General features: G+C 66.4%; 13 protein-coding genes, 1 tRNA gene and 1 pseudogene. 5 read left to right on the plus strand and 10 right to left on the minus strand.

Annotated elements, in window-relative coordinates; translation table 11 throughout:
- Positions 1–3: 3 nt before the first annotated feature.
- Together selA and AC1DEM_RS15570 are read right to left on the minus strand one after the other, a co-directional pair.
- Positions 4–1,335: an L-seryl-tRNA(Sec) selenium transferase gene (gene selA, locus AC1DEM_RS15565; RefSeq protein ID WP_476885203.1), complete on the minus strand. Its 1,332-nt coding sequence runs from the start codon at positions 1,333–1,335 to the stop codon at positions 4–6.
- Positions 1,336–1,372: 37 nt separating this feature from the next.
- Positions 1,373–1,467: transfer RNA gene (locus AC1DEM_RS15570), tRNA-Sec, on the minus strand.
- Positions 1,468–1,509: 42 nt separating this feature from the next.
- Between AC1DEM_RS15570 and selD the strand changes: the two genes are divergently transcribed.
- A complete protein-coding gene (selD, locus tag AC1DEM_RS15575) occupies positions 1,510–2,535 on the plus strand; it encodes a selenide, water dikinase SelD (RefSeq protein ID WP_476885204.1) in 1,026 nt (341 codons plus the stop codon).
- 31 nt (positions 2,536–2,566) lie between these two features.
- On the opposite strand, the gene nrfD is transcribed toward selD, so the two are convergent.
- The 3 genes from nrfD to fdh all read right to left on the minus strand — a co-directional run bounded on the left by nrfD (position 2,567) and on the right by fdh (position 8,120).
- Positions 2,567–3,655: an NrfD/PsrC family molybdoenzyme membrane anchor subunit gene (gene nrfD / locus AC1DEM_RS15580; RefSeq protein ID WP_476885205.1), complete on the minus strand. Its 1,089-nt coding sequence runs from the start codon at positions 3,653–3,655 to the stop codon at positions 2,567–2,569.
- Positions 3,652–4,662 (minus strand): 4Fe-4S dicluster domain-containing protein, encoded by a 1,011-nt coding sequence (locus AC1DEM_RS15585; protein WP_476885206.1) that lies wholly within the window; start codon positions 4,660–4,662, stop codon positions 3,652–3,654. Before AC1DEM_RS15585 ends, nrfD begins: the two co-directional genes overlap by 4 nt.
- A gap of 122 nt (positions 4,663–4,784) precedes the next feature.
- Positions 4,785–8,120 (minus strand): formate dehydrogenase, encoded by a 3,336-nt coding sequence (gene fdh / locus AC1DEM_RS15590; RefSeq protein ID WP_476885207.1) that lies wholly within the window; start codon positions 8,118–8,120, stop codon positions 4,785–4,787.
- 250 nt (positions 8,121–8,370) lie between these two features.
- On the opposite strand from fdh, the gene AC1DEM_RS15595 reads away from it, so the two are divergent.
- The 3 genes from AC1DEM_RS15595 to AC1DEM_RS15605 all read left to right on the plus strand — a co-directional run bounded on the left by AC1DEM_RS15595 (position 8,371) and on the right by AC1DEM_RS15605 (position 11,489).
- On the plus strand, positions 8,371–9,366 hold the full coding sequence (locus AC1DEM_RS15595) for an NAD(P)-dependent oxidoreductase (RefSeq protein WP_476885208.1): 996 nt from the start codon (positions 8,371–8,373) through the stop codon (positions 9,364–9,366).
- A 229-nt stretch (positions 9,367–9,595) separates the two neighbouring features.
- Positions 9,596–10,255 carry an SDR family oxidoreductase gene (locus tag AC1DEM_RS15600; RefSeq protein WP_476885209.1) on the plus strand — a complete coding sequence of 220 codons (660 nt, stop codon included), beginning with the start codon at positions 9,596–9,598 and terminating at the stop codon, positions 10,253–10,255.
- A gap of 595 nt (positions 10,256–10,850) precedes the next feature.
- On the plus strand, positions 10,851–11,489 hold the full coding sequence (locus AC1DEM_RS15605; protein ID WP_476885210.1) for an aldo/keto reductase: 639 nt from the start codon (positions 10,851–10,853) through the stop codon (positions 11,487–11,489).
- A 66-nt stretch (positions 11,490–11,555) separates the two neighbouring features.
- Here AC1DEM_RS15605 and AC1DEM_RS15610 read toward each other — a convergent pair whose 3' ends face one another.
- The 3 genes from AC1DEM_RS15610 to AC1DEM_RS15620 form a co-directional block, all read right to left on the minus strand.
- Positions 11,556–12,368, minus strand: a complete 813-nt coding sequence (locus AC1DEM_RS15610; RefSeq protein ID WP_476885211.1) for a hypothetical protein — start codon at positions 12,366–12,368, stop codon at positions 11,556–11,558.
- Positions 12,369–12,628: 260 nt separating this feature from the next.
- Positions 12,629–14,131, minus strand: a complete 1,503-nt coding sequence (locus tag AC1DEM_RS15615) for a phospholipase D family protein (RefSeq protein ID WP_476885212.1) — start codon at positions 14,129–14,131, stop codon at positions 12,629–12,631.
- A gap of 244 nt (positions 14,132–14,375) precedes the next feature.
- Positions 14,376–14,672 (minus strand): SRPBCC domain-containing protein, encoded by a 297-nt coding sequence (locus tag AC1DEM_RS15620; RefSeq protein WP_476885213.1) that lies wholly within the window; start codon positions 14,670–14,672, stop codon positions 14,376–14,378.
- A 48-nt stretch (positions 14,673–14,720) separates the two neighbouring features.
- Here AC1DEM_RS15620 and AC1DEM_RS15625 point away from each other — a divergent pair, with 48 nt between their 5' ends.
- Positions 14,721–15,818 (plus strand): phosphotransferase, encoded by a 1,098-nt coding sequence (locus AC1DEM_RS15625; protein ID WP_476885214.1) that lies wholly within the window; start codon positions 14,721–14,723, stop codon positions 15,816–15,818.
- Between the two features lie 60 nt (positions 15,819–15,878).
- Here the strand turns inward: AC1DEM_RS15625 and AC1DEM_RS15630 are convergent, their stop codons facing one another.
- Together AC1DEM_RS15630 and AC1DEM_RS15635 are read right to left on the minus strand one after the other, a co-directional pair.
- Complete coding sequence (locus AC1DEM_RS15630; RefSeq protein WP_476885215.1) at positions 15,879–16,403, minus strand: DUF2087 domain-containing protein; 525 nt, start codon at positions 16,401–16,403, stop codon at positions 15,879–15,881.
- Between the two features lie 356 nt (positions 16,404–16,759).
- Positions 16,760–17,302 (minus strand): annotated as a pseudogene (locus tag AC1DEM_RS15635) (hypothetical protein); the annotation flags it as partial.

Raw genomic sequence — 17,302 nt, forward strand, 5'->3', positions numbered from 1 at the left:
GGTTCAGCCCGCCCTGCCTGCATCCGAACCCGTGAGCGTCGCCAGCGCCTGTCGCACCGCGTCGAGTATCCGGTCATCGTCCTCTTCAGGAACGCAGCGCAGATCGAGCAGGCAGGAGCCGTCGTGGACGCGCGGGAGCACGGCCGGGTTACCGGTACGCAAGGGGCCGGCGAGCGCTTCGGGGAGCCGGAGCGCCCACCCCTGCAGGGCGACACCGGGTGCTCCGCCGCCGCCGACCCGGCCGTCGTGCGCGACGACCGGTACCCCGAGGGCCGCGGCGAGCCGGTCGGTACGGTTCCGCAACCACTCCGGGTCCGCGTGCAGGGCCCGGACAACCGGCGGTGCTTCGCCCGCGACCGTCGCCTCCAGCGCCGCGAGGGCAAGTTTGTCGGCCCGCACCGCACGGGCGAGCGGGTGGCGTGCCAGCCGGGAGATGATCTCCGTCCGGCCGAGCAGCAAACCGGCCTGGGGTCCGCCCAGCAGTTTGTCCCCGCTGGCGATGACGACGTCGGCCCCGCTGGCCAGCGCGGTGGCAGCGTCCGGTTCTTCGGGAAGGTGCGGATCGGGCGCCAGCAGTCCACTCCCAAGATCGGCCACGAGGGCAACCCCGTGCGCGGCGGCCAGCGGGCTCAGTTCGTCCAACGGAACAGCGGAGGTGAATCCGTCCACCCGGAAGTTGCTCGGGTGGACCTTGAGTACGCAGCCGGTCGCCGGTCCGAGGGCGTCGGCGTAGTCCCGCAGGTGCGTCCGGTTGGTCGTGCCCACCTCGCGCAGCGTCGCGCCCGTTGATTCGATCAGGTCGGGCAGCCGGAAGCCGGCACCGATCTCAACCAGTTCGCCGCGGCTCACCACCACCTCCCGGCCGGCGGCGAGGGCCGTGGTGGCCAGCACCAGCGCCGCAGCCCCGTTGTTGACCACCAGCGCGTCCTCGGCAACGGGACAGGCGGCGAGCAATGCAGCCCGGGCACCGGCGCCGCGGCGGGCGCGGCTGCCGGTTGCCAGATCGAGCTCCACGTCGACGTAGCCGCTGGCGGCGACAAGTGCTTCAACCGCGGCCGCAGACAGCGGGGCGCGGCCGAGGTTGGTGTGGATGACTACACCGGTTGCGTTGAGTACCGGGCACAGGGTGGTCGCTGTGCGGGCAGCGACGGCGGCCAGCAGGGCCGGTTCCACCTGGCCGGGATCGAGTTCACCGCGCCGCGCCTGCTCCTGGGTTTGCCGGACGAGTTCGCGGATGAGCCGTGCACTCAGTCGTTTCCGGGCCGCGCGGACGGCCGGCAGGGCCAGCAGATCGTCGGTGCGCGGAATCAGGCGGCGGGGATCGACCTGGTCCACAGTCCCTCTTCCTTCCGCGGCATTGAGTGCCGGTGGTTGGCGGAGGCGGACGGGAATCGAACCCGCCAGGCCGAGATACTCAGCCTCACCGGTTTTGAAGACCGGGGGGCCCACCAGGACCCGGACGCCTCCGGGATCAATCTAGCAGATCACCCACGGGGGTAACCTAGGGGAGTGAAAGAGACCCAGACGTCTATTCCGCAGCTTAACGACGACGGCGTCGGCGCAGTCCGGCTCACCGGCTATGCCCACGGTGGTGGCTGCGCGTGCAAGATTCCGCCCGGCGAGCTCGAAGAAGCGGTGCGCGGCCTTGCCGGCCAGCCAGGCGCGGACGTGCTGGTCGGTCTTGACAGCGGCGACGACGCAGCAGCCGTCCTGGTGCGCGGCGACCTGGCGGTGCTGTCCACCGCCGACTTCTTCACTCCCGTGGTCGACGATGCCTTTGACTGGGGCCGGATCGCTGCCGCCAACGCACTCTCGGACATTTACGCGATGGGCGGCCGCCCGATCATGGCGATCAACCTCGTCGGCTGGCCCCGCGGCGTGCTGCCGCTGGAGTTGATGACTGAAGTACTCCGCGGCGGCCTGAGCGTCGCCTCCGAGGCGGCGTGCCCGGTGATTGGCGGGCATTCGATTGACGATCCGGAGCCGAAGTACGGCATGGCGGTCACCGGCGTCGCTCATCCCGACCGGTTGCTGCGCAACGACGCCGCCCAGCCCGGCCTGCCGCTCACGCTCACCAAGCCGATCGGCGTCGGACTGCTTAATAACCGGCACAAGCAGACCGGCGAAGTGTTCGCGGAAGCGGTAGTGACGATGACGCGCCTGAACCGCGATGCAGCCGAGTCCGCGGTGGCGGCGGGCGTGCGTGCGGCCACGGACGTGACGGGCTTCGGCCTGCTTGGACATTTGTACAAGATGTGCCGCGCCTCCGGAGTGGGGGCAGTGATCGACCGGACGGCGGTGCCACTCGTCGAGGGCGCCCGGGAGGCGTTGCGGGACGGCTTTGTCTCCGGCGGGACGCGGCGCAACCTCGATTGGGTTCGACCGCACCTACGGCCCGCCGCGGGCGTCACCGAAGACGACCTGCTGCTGCTGGCCGATGCACAGACCTCCGGCGGCCTGCTCGTCGTCGGCGAGGTGCCCGGCTATCCAGTGATCGGGCATACCGTCGTCGGCCAGGGCATCGAGATCCGCTGACCCCAGGATCCCCTAAACCACGGCAGAGCCGTCAGCCGGCAGTAGTGATCGAATCGCCGGTGATGCCGGCGGCGCGGCGGGCGGCGAGACGGTTCTTCTGCGGTTCGATCGTGTAACGCGGGTCCCTGGCCGAGGACAGGCCGGCCTCGAACACGCCGAACCGGGTCAGCGCCGAGGCGGCCAGCAGTGCCAGTCCCGAAGCCGCGGCCACCGCCCGGTTGCGTCCGCCCAGCAGTGTCCCCAGCCCGCCCGCAGCCGCCAACCGCTCGCTCCATTTCAGCATGACACCTGCCTTGCCCTGGTGCAGGGGCTCGGCCACCACCGGGTCCATCCGGTGCTCCATCACCCGCATGGCAACCACGTCACCCATCACGCCCAGCACAGCAAGTTTTCGGGCCGGACCGGCCTCTTGGACCGGAGTCGTTATCATCGCGAGCCCGGCAGAAGCGAGGGCCGCGGAACTCACGAAAACGAATGGCAATTCCTCGTGCGCGGCGTTCCAGGTGGGTGTGGCCGTGTCACCGAGCAGGACCGCCGTGTACGCCGCCAGCGGTCCGGCGAAAAGCGCGGCCTCGAAGCCCGCCGGTCCCTCGACCGCTTGCAGCAAGTTCCGCAACGGACCCAGCGGCAACCGCGCCCCGGTCATCCGATCGACTTCCGCTGCCGCCGAGACAGCCGTGCCGACGCTGAACGCGCTCAGAATCCACGAGCCCACACTCATCGGTGAGGTCAGCTTGATGGTCCGCAGCATGTTCAGGAAGCGCTCCGGCCTGCCCAGATCCTTCACCAGGGCAACAGCACCCAAGCTCACCGCCGTCAAGGCACTCAGCCGGGCATTCCGGCGCAGCGTCGGCCGCCCGGTCAGCTGGCCGCCGAGACCAAGCAGTGCGGAACCGGCTGCGACACCGCCAAGGAACAGGTAGGCGGCCACATCCTCGGTCCAGGGTGCCGGCTTCACCACCGGACGGCCGTAGTACGAGGTGAATTCGGGCTCCGGGACCATAGGCATTTCACGGGAACCGTCACCGACGTCGCGGCGTCCGGTGCCGCGCTTGCCGCCAGCCCGGCGACGGCGGGCAGGCTCGGGCGGCCGAAAGCTGTCGAACTCAGAGTGGGTCACGCGCGCCCTCCCAGGAAAGCCAGCGCCGCAGCGGCGACCATGCCGGCGACGGCCATACCGGCCCGCCGGTACATCTGCGGCAGATCGGCTGTGGGCACTCTCGGATCGGGCGGAAGTCCATACACTTCCGGTTCGTCGAGCAGGAGGAAGACCGCTCCGGTTCCGCCGACGCCGTCGAGTTCGTTCGCACCATAGAGCCTGGCTTCCGTGAGTCCCTGCTCGTGCAGGGAGACCACCCGTTCCCGGGCCGTCTCCACCATGTCGTCGTGGTTGCCGAATTTGATGGATGTCGTCGGACAAGCTTTCGCGCAAGCGGGCGTCTCATCGTTGACCAGGCGGTCGTAGCACAGCGTGCACTTCTGGGCGACGCCGACGTTGGGGACGGCCGGATGCTTGGCGTGCTGCTCCTCCCGCTGGGCGGCCACCGCCACCATGCCGTCGCTGCGGCGCTCAATCACGCCGAACGGACACCCGGCGACGCAGGTTCCGCAGCCGTTGCACACGTCGTCCTGGACCACCACAGTGCCGAACTCCGTGCGGAAAAGCGCTCCGGTCGGGCAGACATCCAGGCACCCGGCGTGCGTGCAGTGCTTGCAGACATCGGAGGACATCAACCATCGGAAGTCTGCCGTGTCCGGCGGCCTCGTATCCACGTTCGCCAGGTCCGGCCCGGCGGACGCTGCCGTCGGCGGTGGGCCGATGCGGGGCATGCCGAGGTTGACCAGCGCGCGCCCGGACTCCCGCGCCTCGGTAATACGTTCCTGGCCCTGTTCAACGAAGGCGACATGCCGCCAGGTGCTGGCACCGAGCCCTCCGGTGTTGTCATAGGAAGATTCCAGCAGCTCCAGGTTCCCGTCTTGGGGGTTGTGGTTCCACTCCTTGCAGGCCACTTCGCACGCCTTGCAGCCGATGCAGATGGAGGTGTCTGTGAAGAACCCCTTGCGGGGCTGCTGATCCTCCCACCGGGCATCAGCGGCGGGGTCGGTCGGTCCGGACAGCTGGCCCATCTAATCCTCCAACGTCGAGTCGGTATCCGGAACGCTGCCAGAGCGCACCGGCTGTGCAGGCGGAGCAGGCGGAGCAGGCGGTGGATGGTGTGGCCCCGCCGGACCGGCAGTGAAGATGCCCATCATCCTGGTCGGCCGTCGGTGCGGCCGTCCGCTCGGCGGCCCGGGTCAAGGCTTTCCGCGCCCGGATCGGTAACGAGTCGGTTCCCGGTCTCGGTCGTCGCTCCGGCCCGGGCCTGGTACTCAGCAACCAGGGCAAGCAGCTCCGCCCCGCGCGGCCGGCGGCCCGGGCGGATGTCACAGGAGGCGGCCTTGGATTCCTGGATCTGGACGTTGGGGTCCAGCGTCACGCCCAACAGGTCGTTGGCCGCGTCACCGCTGACGACAGCATCCGCTCCGACGCCCCAATGGTAGGGCAACCCGATCTGATGGACGGTGTGGCCGCCAACGGCCAGGGGTTTCATCCGTTGGGTGACGAGCACCTTCGCCTCGATGGCGGAGCGGGCCGAAATGATCGTGGCCCACCCGTAGGGCTCGAGTCCGCGCTCAGCGGCCAGCTCGGGAGAGACCTCGCAGAACATTTCCGGTTGCAGCTCCGAGAGGTACGGCAACCAGCGGCTCATTCCGCCGGCAGTGTGGTGTTCAGTGAGCCGGTACGTGGTGAAGACGTAGGGATAGACGTCCGCGCCACTGGTACCGGCGCTTGGTGCGCTGAGGTTGTCGGCGCGGGGGTACACCAGCCGGGCCGGATTTTGCTGCTGCGGGTAAAGCCCGTTGGCCACCGGCGATTCCTGCGGTTCGTAGTGGGTGGGAAGAGGACCGTCGACGACGCCCGAAGGCGCGAACAACCAGCCCTTGCCGTCTGCCTGCATGATGAAGGGGTCATCTCCGGTCAAGGCGGCCGGACCACCGAGATCGGGGTCGGGCTGGCTGCCCGGAGCACGGTCAACCGGGAAGTCGGGCACGTCGTCTCCGACCCACCGTCCCTGTTCCTGGTCCCACCAGATGTATTTCTTCCGCTCGCTCCACGGTTTACCGGCCGGGTCAGCCGACGCCCGGTTGTAGAGGATCCGGCGGTTGGCCGGCCACGCCCAGCCCCATTCCGAGGCGGCAGGTCCTTGCTCCTGGCCCGGTTTCCGGTTGGCGGCATGGTTGATGCCGTCGGCGTAGACGCCGGTGTAGATCCAGCAGCCCGCCGACGTGGAACCGTCGGCGCGCAGCTCCGTATACGCGGAGAGCGGTTTGCCCGCGTCCGGGCCACTGAGGTGGCGGCCGTTGATCTCGGCCAGCACCGCCTCGCCGTCGGGCTCGCCGTGCTCGTCGGTGGGGTAATCCCAGGTGAGGTCGAGCAGCGGACGGTCGCGTTCGTCCTCCGAACCCGCCAGTCTTTCGCGGATCCGCTGGCCCAGCTCGAAGAAGAACTGCAATTCACTTTGGCACTCACCAGGCGGTGCCACCGCCTGGTGCCGCCACTGCAGCAGCCGTTGGGTCTGCGTGAACGAGCCGGCCTTTTCCACGTGGCTTGCTGCAGGCAGGAAGAACACTTCGGTCTCGATGTCTTCGGTGCGCAGTTCCCCCGATTCGATCTCCGGGCCGTCCTTCCACCAGGTCGCCGACTCGATCAGATTCAAGTCGCGCACCACCAGCCACTTCAAATGCGACATGCCCAGACGTTGCATGCGGCCGTTGGACGAGCCCACGGCGGGGTTCTGTCCGAGCAGGAAGTAACCCTCCACCTTGTCCGCGAGCATGTCCATCACCGTCTGGTACGTGCCGTGCGCTCCGGTCAGCCTGGGAAGGTAATCGTAGGCCCAGTCGTTCTCCGCGGTCGCGGCCTCGCCCCACCAGGCCTTCAGCAGGCTGATGGTGTAGGAGTCGGCGTCCGCCCAGAAGCCCTTCTGCTTCTTCGACGCGACCGCATCCAGGTATTCGCTGAAGGTGTCATGGCGCCCGACGCTGGGCATTGGCAGGTACCCGGGCAGCAGGTTGAACAAGGTCGGAATGTCCGTGGAACCTTGGATGCTTGCATGGCCGCGCAGGGCCATGATTCCGCTGCCCGGGCGGCCCACATTGCCGAGCAGAAGTTGCAGGATGGCGGCGGCCCGGATGAACTGCGCTCCGAGCGAGTGCTGGGTCCAGCCGACAGCGTAGGCAAAGCACGTTGTCCGATCGCGCCCGGAATTTTCCGTGATGGCGTGGGCCAGATACTCAAAGTCCGCGACGTCGATGCCACACATGTCCTGGACCATCTCCGGGGTGTAACGGGCGTAGTGCCGCTTCAAGATCTGGAAAACGGTCCGGGGGTCCTGCAGGGTATCGTCACGCTGCACCTGGGCGTGTTCCAGGGCTGGACCGCCGCTGCCGAACTGGTCTCCCGCGGCACGATCCGACGCATGGGAGCCGTGCTCGGTGCCAGCCCCAGCGTCGTCGATAGTGCCTCCGCCCTGTTCCGCGTACGACCATGACGCCCTATCGTAAGCTCCCGTCTCCGGATCATAGCCGGAGAACAGTCCGCCCAGATCCTCGGCGTCGCGGTAATCGGCATGAACCAGCGTTGCCGCGTTGGTGTACGCGCTCACGTACTCCTTGAACCACAGGTCGTGCGTGATGACGTAGTTAATCAGCGCGCCCAAGAGGACGACGTCAGAGCCGGCCCGGATGGGAATGTGCTTGTCCGCGACGGCCGAGGTGCGCGTGAACCTGGGATCGATGTGGATGACCTTCGCTCCGCGGGCCTTGGCCTCTGCAACCCACTGATATCCCACAGGATGGCATTCGGCCATGTTGGAACCCTGAATGATGATGCAGTCCGCGTTGGCCATGTCTTGCAGTGATTGCGTTGCACCACCGCGTCCAAACGAGGCTCCCAAACTGGGAACCGTGGAAGAGTGTCAAATACGTGCCTGGTTCTCGATCTGCACTGCTCCGGCAGCCGTGAAGAGTTTCTTGATCAGGTAGTTCTCTTCGTTGTCCAGGGTTGCCCCGCCCAGTGAGGCTATGCCCATCGTGCGGCGAAGCAGCCGGCCGTCTTCGTCTTCCTGCTGCCACGTCCTGCGGCGGGAATCGACGAAGCGGTCCGCCACCATGTCGAGGGCAGTTTCGAGATCCAAATGCTGCCACTGGGTGGAGCGTGGCGCGCGGTAGAGTACTTCGGTCTGCCGGCCTGGCGAGTTGACCAATTGCTCGCTCGCAGAGCCCTTGGGGCACAACCGGCCACGGGAAATAGGCGAATCGGGATCGCCTTCGATCTGAACGACCTTTTCGTCCTTGACGTAGACCCGCTGTCCACAGCCTACGGCACAATACGGGCACACGCTCTGCACGACTCGGTCTGCGGTGGCCGTCCGCGGCATGATCTCCCTCGTCCGCGGGGAGGTTACCGCCGGGCCGCGGCCCAGCAGGTCGCCCGTACTGAACTGCCGGACGACCGGCCACTGAAGAAAGCTGCGCCGAGCCATGGCAGGAGCCTACACAATCCGGGGCGCCGACGACAGAGTGGCGATGAAACTCGCCATGCTGCCCGTCGCCTGCGACGTTGCCGCGGGGCCATTGACGGAGACTGGTTCCGGTCCGCTCCGGCAGGGCTGATAAAGCCAAGCTGGATTCGTGTCGATGCCGCTATGAATGCAATGCCCCGCGACATGTGTGCGGCCCACGCACTGGAGGGCGATGGCGAGGTAAAGTCGACCCTGCGCGCCACCAGCTGCTGTGTGGACCCTCCCTGAGCTGCAACACCGCCGACTGCAGCTCCCGGAGTGCCGGAGGCACCGGCGCTATGACAGGCCGTGCCTCGGCCGGACAATTCATTCCAAGAAAATTCCTCATTCCAAGAAAATTCCGTCAAAGGAGATCACCATGACAACCGTTGCAGTAATTGGTGCAGGTGCGCTCGGAGCGGCCATGGCTACCCGCTTAGCCGAAAGTGGTTTTGACGTTTGTTTGTGGAACCGCACCGCGGCCCGGGCTGAAGAGGTCGCTGCGGAGTCGGCCAGAGTGCTGGCGGCCCGAACCGTCGCGGTGGCCGTCGCAGACGCGGATATCGTGCTGACCGTGCTCCGCGACGGACCGGCCGTGGCCGCCGTGGCCGAAGAGATGCTGCCGGCCATGAGCTCCAACGCCGTCTGGGTTCAGGTCAGCACCGTCGGGCCGGCCGACGCACATAAGCTGCGCGACATTGCGGCCAGCCACGGCATCACCTTCCTCGATGCGCCGGTCTCGGGAAGCACCCCCCAGGCCCGGCAGGGGGCGCTGCTCTGGCTGGTTTCCGGCCAGGACGCCGCCGTGGACGTTGCCCGCCCGGTCCTGAAGGTCCTCGGCAAGGAAATTAATGTTGTCGGGGCCGGGCTGGAGGCCAGCGCCCTCAAACTGGCCGTGAACACATGGCTGGCAGCATCAACTGTCGCGACCGCCGACGTACTAAAAGTGTGCGAAGCCCTGGAAGTCCCCCACGAGACCCTGGTGAGAACCCTTCAAGCCACCCCGTTGGCGATGCCCTATGCGTTCGCCAAGATCGACCTCATGGAGAAGCAGCAGTATCCGGCAGGCTTCGCCGTCGACCTTGCCCTCAAGGACCTCGAGCTGACCTTGCAGAACGCGAAACTCAGGCTGCCTTTCCTGGAAGCAGTGCGCGAACGCCTCAAGGCAACTGTCAGGGCCGGTCGCGGTCGGGAAGACGTCGCAGCCGTGTATGAGGTGGAACAGTAAAGTATGGTCAGGCCAAAAGCGGTGCCACGGGCAAAGACAGGGGCAAGCCAGAACCAGAACCCTGCGCCCGGCATGGTCACTGCGCCCGGCAAATGGGTGGACGACGTCGTGATCACTGTCACATAACCCTGTTGCGCTTTCACTTTTGGACGCCAAGCCGCCGGCAACGCCGCCGAATCTGATAGCGCAATGGGTGCCGGGATGGCGGAACGTGGGACAGAATGGGTCTATGACCCGAATCGCAATCATCGGCGGCCACGGAAAAGTGGCTAGGGAACTCTCCAAGGCCCTGGCGGCGGACGGGCAGGAGGTCACCTCCATCTTCCGCAATCCGGACCACGCGTCCGACGTCGCGGCAACCGGCGCCACCCCCGTCGTCCTGGACGTGGAGAACGCGACGACGGCGGAAATCGCCGAGGCGCTCGCGGGTCACGACGCCGTCGTATGGTCAGCCGGTGCCGGCGGCGGAAACCCCGGGAGGACCTACGCCGTGGACCGTGACGCCGCGATCCGCACCATGGACGCTGCTGTCCAGTCCGGCGTCGGCCGCTACGTCATGGTGTCCTATCTTGGAGCCGGACCGGACCACGGAGTGCCCCGGGATAACCCTTTCTTCCACTACGCGGAGGCCAAGGCCGCCGCTGACTCCTACTTGCGAGGCACCAGCCTGGACTGGACCATCCTCGGCCCCGGCGCGCTCACGGACAAGCCGGGCAGCGGCCTGATTGACGTCCACGTCAACGAGACCTGGCAGGCTGCCGAAACCGCCCGCGCCAACGTCGCCCTCGTCGCTGCGGCCGCCCTGGAGCTGCCTGCCGCAATCGGCCGGACTATTGGGTTCCGTGACGGCAGCCAGCCCATCGCTGCAGCCCTGGCGGCGGCGGCCTAGCCCATTCGGGGAAAGCGGGCGCATGCAGCGGCTGGCAATCGGTACGCTCGGTATTTTCCGAGCCCACGGTCGCCTCGTCGTCGGCCCGGTCCAGGACTTCCACCGTGACCGCAGAAGCCGCGCGGCGCCGATCCCGGATTTAGGCCACCTATCGTGTCCTGCTCCGGCGGAGTAGATTGAAAAAACACGCTGCCGCCGGACAGGGTCACCGTCCGTGGAGCCAGCAGCACGGCCCGACCATCCGGCAGGGCCGGTGGACCTGTGGTAGAAGTGAGCCGTGGCCGGGCGGCCGGCACAATGTTTCGTCTGTCCGGAACAGCCGGGGGCGCGGTCCGCTGTGGTCCACTGCGGAAAGCGGGGCGCTGTGCTTCCCGCGGGAACGGGCATCTTCTGACGGGAGATACGATGCGCGAGATAGTTCTTCCGTCCGGTGAAGCTGTCCCGGTGCTCGGAATCGGAACGTGGGGAATGGGTGAGCGCCCCGGCGACGCCGCGCGCGAGACGGCGGCGATCCAGATGGCCCTGGACCTGGGGATGCCCGTGGTCGATACCGCCGAATGGCAACGGCGCCGCCGAGGAACTCGTCGGAAGGGCCTTGGGCGCACGCCGCAACGAAGCGTTCCTGGTCACCAAGGTCCTGCCGCAGAACGCCACGCTGCGCGGAACCGTCGCGGCTTGCGAGGGCAGCCTGCGTCGCCTTGGAACGGACAGGATCGACCTATATCTGTTGCATTGGCGGGGCGTTGCTCCCTTGGCCGAAACGCTCGAAGCCTTCGAATACCTGCAGCGCGCCGGAAAGATCCGGCACTGGGGCGTTAGCAACCTCGACGTGGCGGACCTGGAAGACCTTATGCGCCTGCCCGGCGGCCAGAAGGTCGCGACCGACCAGGTGCTGTACAACCTGACCCGCCGGGGCATCGAGTTCGATCTGTTGCCCCGCTGCGTCGGGAGGGGCATCCCGCTGATGGCGTACTCGCCCCTGGAACAGGGTCGAATGCTGGACGATCCCGTGCTGGTCCGCATCGCAGCCGAACACGGCGCCAGCCCGGCGCAGATCGCCCTCGCCTGGGTGCTCAGGCGGCCGCTCGTCCTGGCGATTCCAAAGGCCTCAAGCCCGCACCATGTCCAGGAATGCCACCGAGCCCTCGACGTTCGGCTCACGCCCCGCGACCTGGCTGACCTGGATCGCGCCCATCCCCCGCCCACCCACAAACGCGTGCTCGAGGTGATCTAGGTGACCCCTTCGGAACCAACCAAATAAGAGGGGTTTCCTATCCGGCCTGCGTCCGTAACTTCGCCATCACGGTGCGGGCTGCTCGGCCGATCCCGAGGACACCTCGGGCGCCGGGGTCTGTTCGGTCGCGGGGGCAGGCGCCGGGCTCGATTCGGTTCCGGGGGCGGGATCCGCCGGTGGGGTGTTGCTTGATTGGTCGGCTCCCGGCTCTGCAGTTCCGGCCGAGCCGCTGTCCCCGCGACTGGCGCTACCGTCCGTGGTCAGGCCACCTTTTTCGTTAGCGCCTTGCTTGACTTGGCCAGGCACTTCCTTCAGGTCCTTAGCCGATTCGTCTGTCTTGTCCGGGACAGTCGCATTGCCGCTCAATGCTTTGCCCAGGGTCGTCGTCTGCCCCGTCGCGACGCCGTCGATGTTCGACGTCGACGAGACAAGGCTGGAGATGGGCTTGTGGGTTCCGAATTCGATCGCCGTGACACCGACCATCGCGATAACGAATGCGGCAGCACTGACCGCCCCGACCTTGATCCAGGTCTTGGGGGTGAGCTGCCTCCTCACACGTTCGGCTCGAGGTTCGTGGCTCTCGGCCGGCGCGCAGGCGACCAGCAGGTCCCCGTCGTCAGCGGGCAGTCCGCCTCTGCGGCGCTGGGGGATTTTTTTCATTGCCACTGTGGCGGCCGAACTGAGTGTTCGGGCGTAGAGAGCGGCGCCCACCGTTGCGACGATAGAGCCGAGCGCGGCTCCGATAAGCGTCCCGGCAACGCCTAGAAAGGACCCCACCAAGGCAGAGGTCACCGCGGCCAAGGCCGAGCCAATAGTGTGGGTGCCACTTAGTCCGAGGAGCTGTTTCGGCTTGTCGTCATTAGCGGACTCTTCAGGCATATTCACACACATTTCAGTCAGGAGATGTTACGAATAGATAACTTTACCTGTCTGTGGCCGGTTCCCGGCTGCGGCCGTATTTATTTGAGACGCTTCTCACAGGCAAGGGGAGGATCGCGGATTCATGCCATCGCCGCCTCCGGTGGAGGTCGAGAAGTATCGATCCGAAGAGCCGCGCCGTGCCTGAACTGGTACCCGGAAGTTGGACTGAGAAGTCGGCTGTCGGAGGTCCGCGCGACCTTTGCACCAGACTTGCTTGCCTAGAACTGGGTAGTTCCGCGCAGCCGGTGGGGGCGGCCGTCCGGGTCCACGATCAGGCGGCTCATCGGATCTGCCCAGAGACGTTGGCGGGCCGACACTGGCTCTGGGGTGTGGTGGCGCACGTGTCCGGCGGGTCGCGGGGAGGGGCGGCCAGCTTCATGCCAGCGGTCCAGAGCGTCCGCCGTCGTGTTCCAAAGCTCGAGCCCGGCCGCCGGGTCATGAAGCTGGGGATCGTTCTGGTCCAGGCCCAGGTGTTCGGCCCACAGTTGGAGCCGGAGGCGAAGGGCCAACGGCCGGGAAGTGTCGTGGCCGTTGTCTGTGGCGGCCGCGTCCCGGTTGTCGGCAGTCGTGTCGAACACGGCGCAGGTGAGCTCGCTGTCGGTGGTCCAGGATCGGCGGTTGAAATTGTCTGAGCCGCAGGTAAACCAGGTGTCGTCGATGATGCAGATTTTGGCGTGGATGTAGATCGGAGTTCCCAAGCGGTTCTCCAGGTCAAACACGCCGACCCTGTCAGGGGCGACGCGGTGCAGCATTCCGATGGCACGCAGTTGCCCGATCCGGCTAGGCGGCCCCGCAAGAGGCCCATCGGAGTCGGGGTAGCGGGGCACAACGGCAATCACCTTCAATTTTGGATTCCGTTCGAGGGCCTCCGCGATTCCGGCCGCCACCTCTGTCGACCACAGGTACTGATCCTCGACGTAGATCAGCGAGCGGGCGCGGGCGAAGGCCTTCGCGTAGGCGCGGGCAATGCTGCGCTCCCCTTGAGGCGCGAACGGGAACGGGGGACGTTTCACGCCGTAGGTGCGCAGCAGCTGCACGGCGTGCGGGCCCGCCGGTGGTGGCGGCGGCGCAGTGGCCGGGAGCGGCTCGGGGTGCCGGGGCATGCGGGCCAGACGTTGCAGCAGCATCCGGTAGGGGGTGCGTCGGTCCAGGGGATGGGGGTCGTTCCACCGTTCGGCGAACACTGCCAGCAGATCTGCCACCACGGGTCCACGCAGTTCCAGGGCGGCGTCGTGCCAGGGTGGTCGTTTCCCGTACCGGGAATCCATGGTGACCGCCTGCGGGTCTCCCGCGTGGTCGGCAGCGTCTCGACGGCTGTGGGAAAGGTCGATTCCGCCAACGAAGGCGACGTCCCGCGACGGATTGTCTCGACATCGGATGATGAACATTTTTTGGTGATGGGAACCGAACAGGCGTACACGCTGATCCAGCAGGACCTCTCCGCCGGCCTCGTTTATTTCACGACCCAGGAGCTCGTTGGATCGGCCGCTGATCGGGGCCGATACGCGCTCTCCGTGGGATCTCCAGACCAGGCCGCGCACTTCCACTCCCGCACGGGCCAACTCCGCGAGCACGTCGCCGATCGACGGTCCGTCCGCCAGCAGCCGTTCGTCGGCGTCGCCACGCCAGTCGGTGAACCACACGCGGTCTCCCGCCTGCAGGGCCGTCAACTCCTCATGCAGCCGGGCGAAGTAGGTTGCTCCATGAATCAGGGGACGCACGAGATTGCCTTCTGACCAGGTCAGGGAGCCGGCGCCGCCCGCATGCACTTCTGTGCCCAGATTCCCCCGCTCAGCGCGACTCAGGAACCACGAACCAGCATCACTGTCCACTCAGTCCTCCTTCGGGGCCCGGGGCCAGGCCACTAGTGTCCGGTCTCCAAAGTAACCTACGACTGTGCTGACAGCGCCCGGGTCGTACGCAGCACCTGCCATGAGCGGATGGAGTCGACCTGCTGAATATCGTCTAGTCCTTGGCGCGCATCTGGGCGTCGCGCACTTCGGCGTGCATATCCCAGGGCGCCTGCGGCAGGACCTTGCCGGTCTCGAGCAGCGATTTGAGGTTGGAGCCGACAGCAGCCCAGCCCAGGGCAGCGGCCTCCGCATCTTCGGCGGTGGGAATGTTTTCGTGCACGATTGAAAGCTTCACGATGTCCTTGTATTCCTCCACGGTGAAGGTGACCAGCGAGGCGGGCGCAGTTCCCCCGGCCGCATAAGTGTTCCTTAATGCGACTTTCATCTGGACCTCATTGTCTTCGTCCATGCTGGTCACACAATCTGTAGTGGCACTTCCACCGCTGGAGCTGATCCCATGAAGTGGTACCTGCCCGGTCTGCAATACGCCGACGAAGCTACGGGCACGACTTGGCGCGTCAGCCGGGCCTGGTTCGACAAAAGTCCAGGGGACTACCTGCTGGAGGTCGTCAGCCAGGGCCGGACCCGCGGCCTCCGTGGAGCCTATCTGCGTCACGGGCGCTTTGAACTCGCACCGCTGGACGATCCCGAGTTGCCCGCCTTGCGGGCGGAAGTGCAGCAAGGCGACCTCATTACGTATCGACCCCATCGGCGTGCGGTGGTCCGCGCGGGGGACCGTTACAGCAAGGTCTTCCGGCCAGGGCAGGCCATCGCGTCCGCCGAGCGCTGCGCACACGTGGAAATTCTCCTGGGCGCCGCCGGCACCTTCATGACCCCAAGGATCCTTCGCAGCTCCGAGGATGTCATCGTCTTCGGCGCCGTCCCGGGACCGACCCTGAACGAGCTGAGTGAGGATGACTCCACCAGCGATGAAACGTTTGTGGCGGCATGGGAGAAATGGGCGCGCTCATGGGTTGCTCAGCTGAGCGCACAGCACGGCAGCGCCGCACGCAGCGTTCTGAGCAGCCTGCCGCTCCGCTCAGCAGAGGTGGAAGCAGCGGATCTGTGGCGATGCGTGAACCGCTGGTTGCGTCACTTCGAAAACGTGCCGGAAATGTCGCCCCAAGGCGCCGCCTTACGGGCCGCGGCAGAGCATGTGACGAGTAATTTGTTTCGGACGGCCCCGGATCCGCTGGGGTGGTCCCACGGAGACCTGCACGCCAAACAGATCATCGCAGCAGACGACCGGTCCCCGCTCGGATTGCTGGATTTTGACGAGGGAGCCCAAGCAGAGGCGGCCCTCGATCTGGCCAATATGGACGTGCGCTTGGAGCTGCACCGGCGACGGAACCAGCTGTCCTCGGCACGTTACTCTGCGGCTCACAATCACGTGGTGGCCGTAGCCGAGGAACTGCACGTCAAGCCGGACCGGTTCCATGCCTACACGGACACCTTCTGGCTCCGGGAGGCATTGGTTCCGCTCCCCGGGCGCCTAGTCACGGCCATGGCCGTTCTCGACGAACGGGCAAGGCTTTATCAAAGTGCCGGGGCATAGTTTCCGTCGGCTCAAGCGTTCGGCTGCGAACGCAGAATCAGCGCATTCGCCGGTTAGGACCTATGTGTCGCCGCGCCGCGAGTACGAGGAGCCGGAGGGCGTTCGTTCCAATAGTCCGAAGTCGATCATGTAGCGGCGGAGCATCACGACATCATCGGTATAACTGAGGAGCCGTTCGTTTACCTGCCTTTCCGTTAGGTGTTCGCCCGGCTCGATGACTTCAGTGACAATCCAGGCCAGGAGCTCCCGCCGCTCGGTCATGTTGGCTGGATACCTGTCGATCCTGCCCAGCCGCATGAAGCGAGCCAACCCGGTCTGCGCCTGTCGCCGGGGTTGCTGCGTGAGCAGGTCGCGAAAGATCGCCTCAGGTGCCTCCAGCTCGTCGGCAGCATTCCGTTCAACGAGCCCTGACTCCAGCAGGGCAGTGATGGCCCGGTTGCGTCGTTGGTCATTCAGCTGAGCAACGACGTCGGGGAGCTTGGCGCCCAGGACGATCTGCGCGTAGGCGGTCCGCGCGTCGTTGTTGGCGAGAGCTGCCACCACTCGCCGCCAGTGCGGTCCGCTTAGCCTCGTCCCTCCGGTCACAGTGCTTTCCTCATTCTTCTTCTGCCCCTGCCTGTGCTGGTCTCCGTGTGCTAGGTCAACGGGCAAAATCGTAGTCCTGCACGGGTGCGACGGACAGGGGCAGTGGACGGCCGGTGGCTGTTGGACGGAAGGCGGCCACGGATCCAAGACCGCGCGGGGGCCTATGGCAGTTCTGAGGTTAGGACGAACCTCAAATGAGCGAATTCGGAGGTGGCGGGCCTGTTCCTTCGCATGAAGGACCGGACTCTTTCTTTAGTCGGTGATCTCTCGTCCTCCGCGTCCGAGCCACCAAACGGCAGGAAGCATGCCGCCAACTTGATTGGATTATCACGCTAAGAGGGCACGCTACCAGCCGATCAGGCAGATTGGAGCAGGAGGCATTCCGGGTAGGGGTCGTCGAGGGGTTCTGGCCAGCCGGGATCCTCAGTTTCTGCGGCGGGCAGTGGATGCTCACCCGTGAATTGGTACCAGTCCGGGAAGGGGTCCGGGGGCAGTTCCCGTTCGGGATCCGGGCCGGGTTCCCGGACACATGCCTGATCTGGATCCTCCAAGGTTTCCAGACCGGGATCCTGGCTGGCGCGCGCCGGGTCCGATTGAAGGCCTGGGCCCAGTTCAAGGCCCTGGTCCGGATGGCGGCCTCGATCCGAGGGCAGGCCGTGGTCCGGTCCGGTGTCTGTTTCTGTGTCCGTGCTGAGGATTTGGTCGGGCCATTCGGGTGGTTCCCAGTCTTGGTGTTCGCTGGGGTAGTGCCGTCCGGACGGTGAGGTCCAGCCCGGCGGGTGGTCCTTGCTGGCCCCGGCCGGTGTCCAGGCGGAGCCGTGTTTGAGGCGGTGGTGTTTGGGGCAGGGCTGGCCGAGGTTGGAGATGCCGGTGGTGCCGCCGTCGGCCCAGGCCAGCAG

The organism is Arthrobacter sp. 05T420 (genome assembly GCF_056396305.1).

What these genes read in the sequence shown, in the direction of transcription:
- AC1DEM_RS15585 (WP_476885206.1), bottom strand. Translation starts at nt 4,662, where the DNA reads ATGGGCCAGCTGTCCGGACCGACCGACCCCGCCGCTGATGCCCGGTGG.
- AC1DEM_RS15600 (WP_476885209.1), top strand. Translation starts at nt 9,596, where the DNA reads ATGACCCGAATCGCAATCATCGGCGGCCACGGAAAAGTGGCTAGGGAA.
- AC1DEM_RS15620 (WP_476885213.1), bottom strand. Translation starts at nt 14,672, where the DNA reads ATGGACGAAGACAATGAGGTCCAGATGAAAGTCGCATTAAGGAACACT.
- AC1DEM_RS15610 (WP_476885211.1), bottom strand. Translation starts at nt 12,368, where the DNA reads ATGCCTGAAGAGTCCGCTAATGACGACAAGCCGAAACAGCTCCTCGGA.
- AC1DEM_RS15625 (WP_476885214.1), top strand. Translation starts at nt 14,721, where the DNA reads ATGAAGTGGTACCTGCCCGGTCTGCAATACGCCGACGAAGCTACGGGC.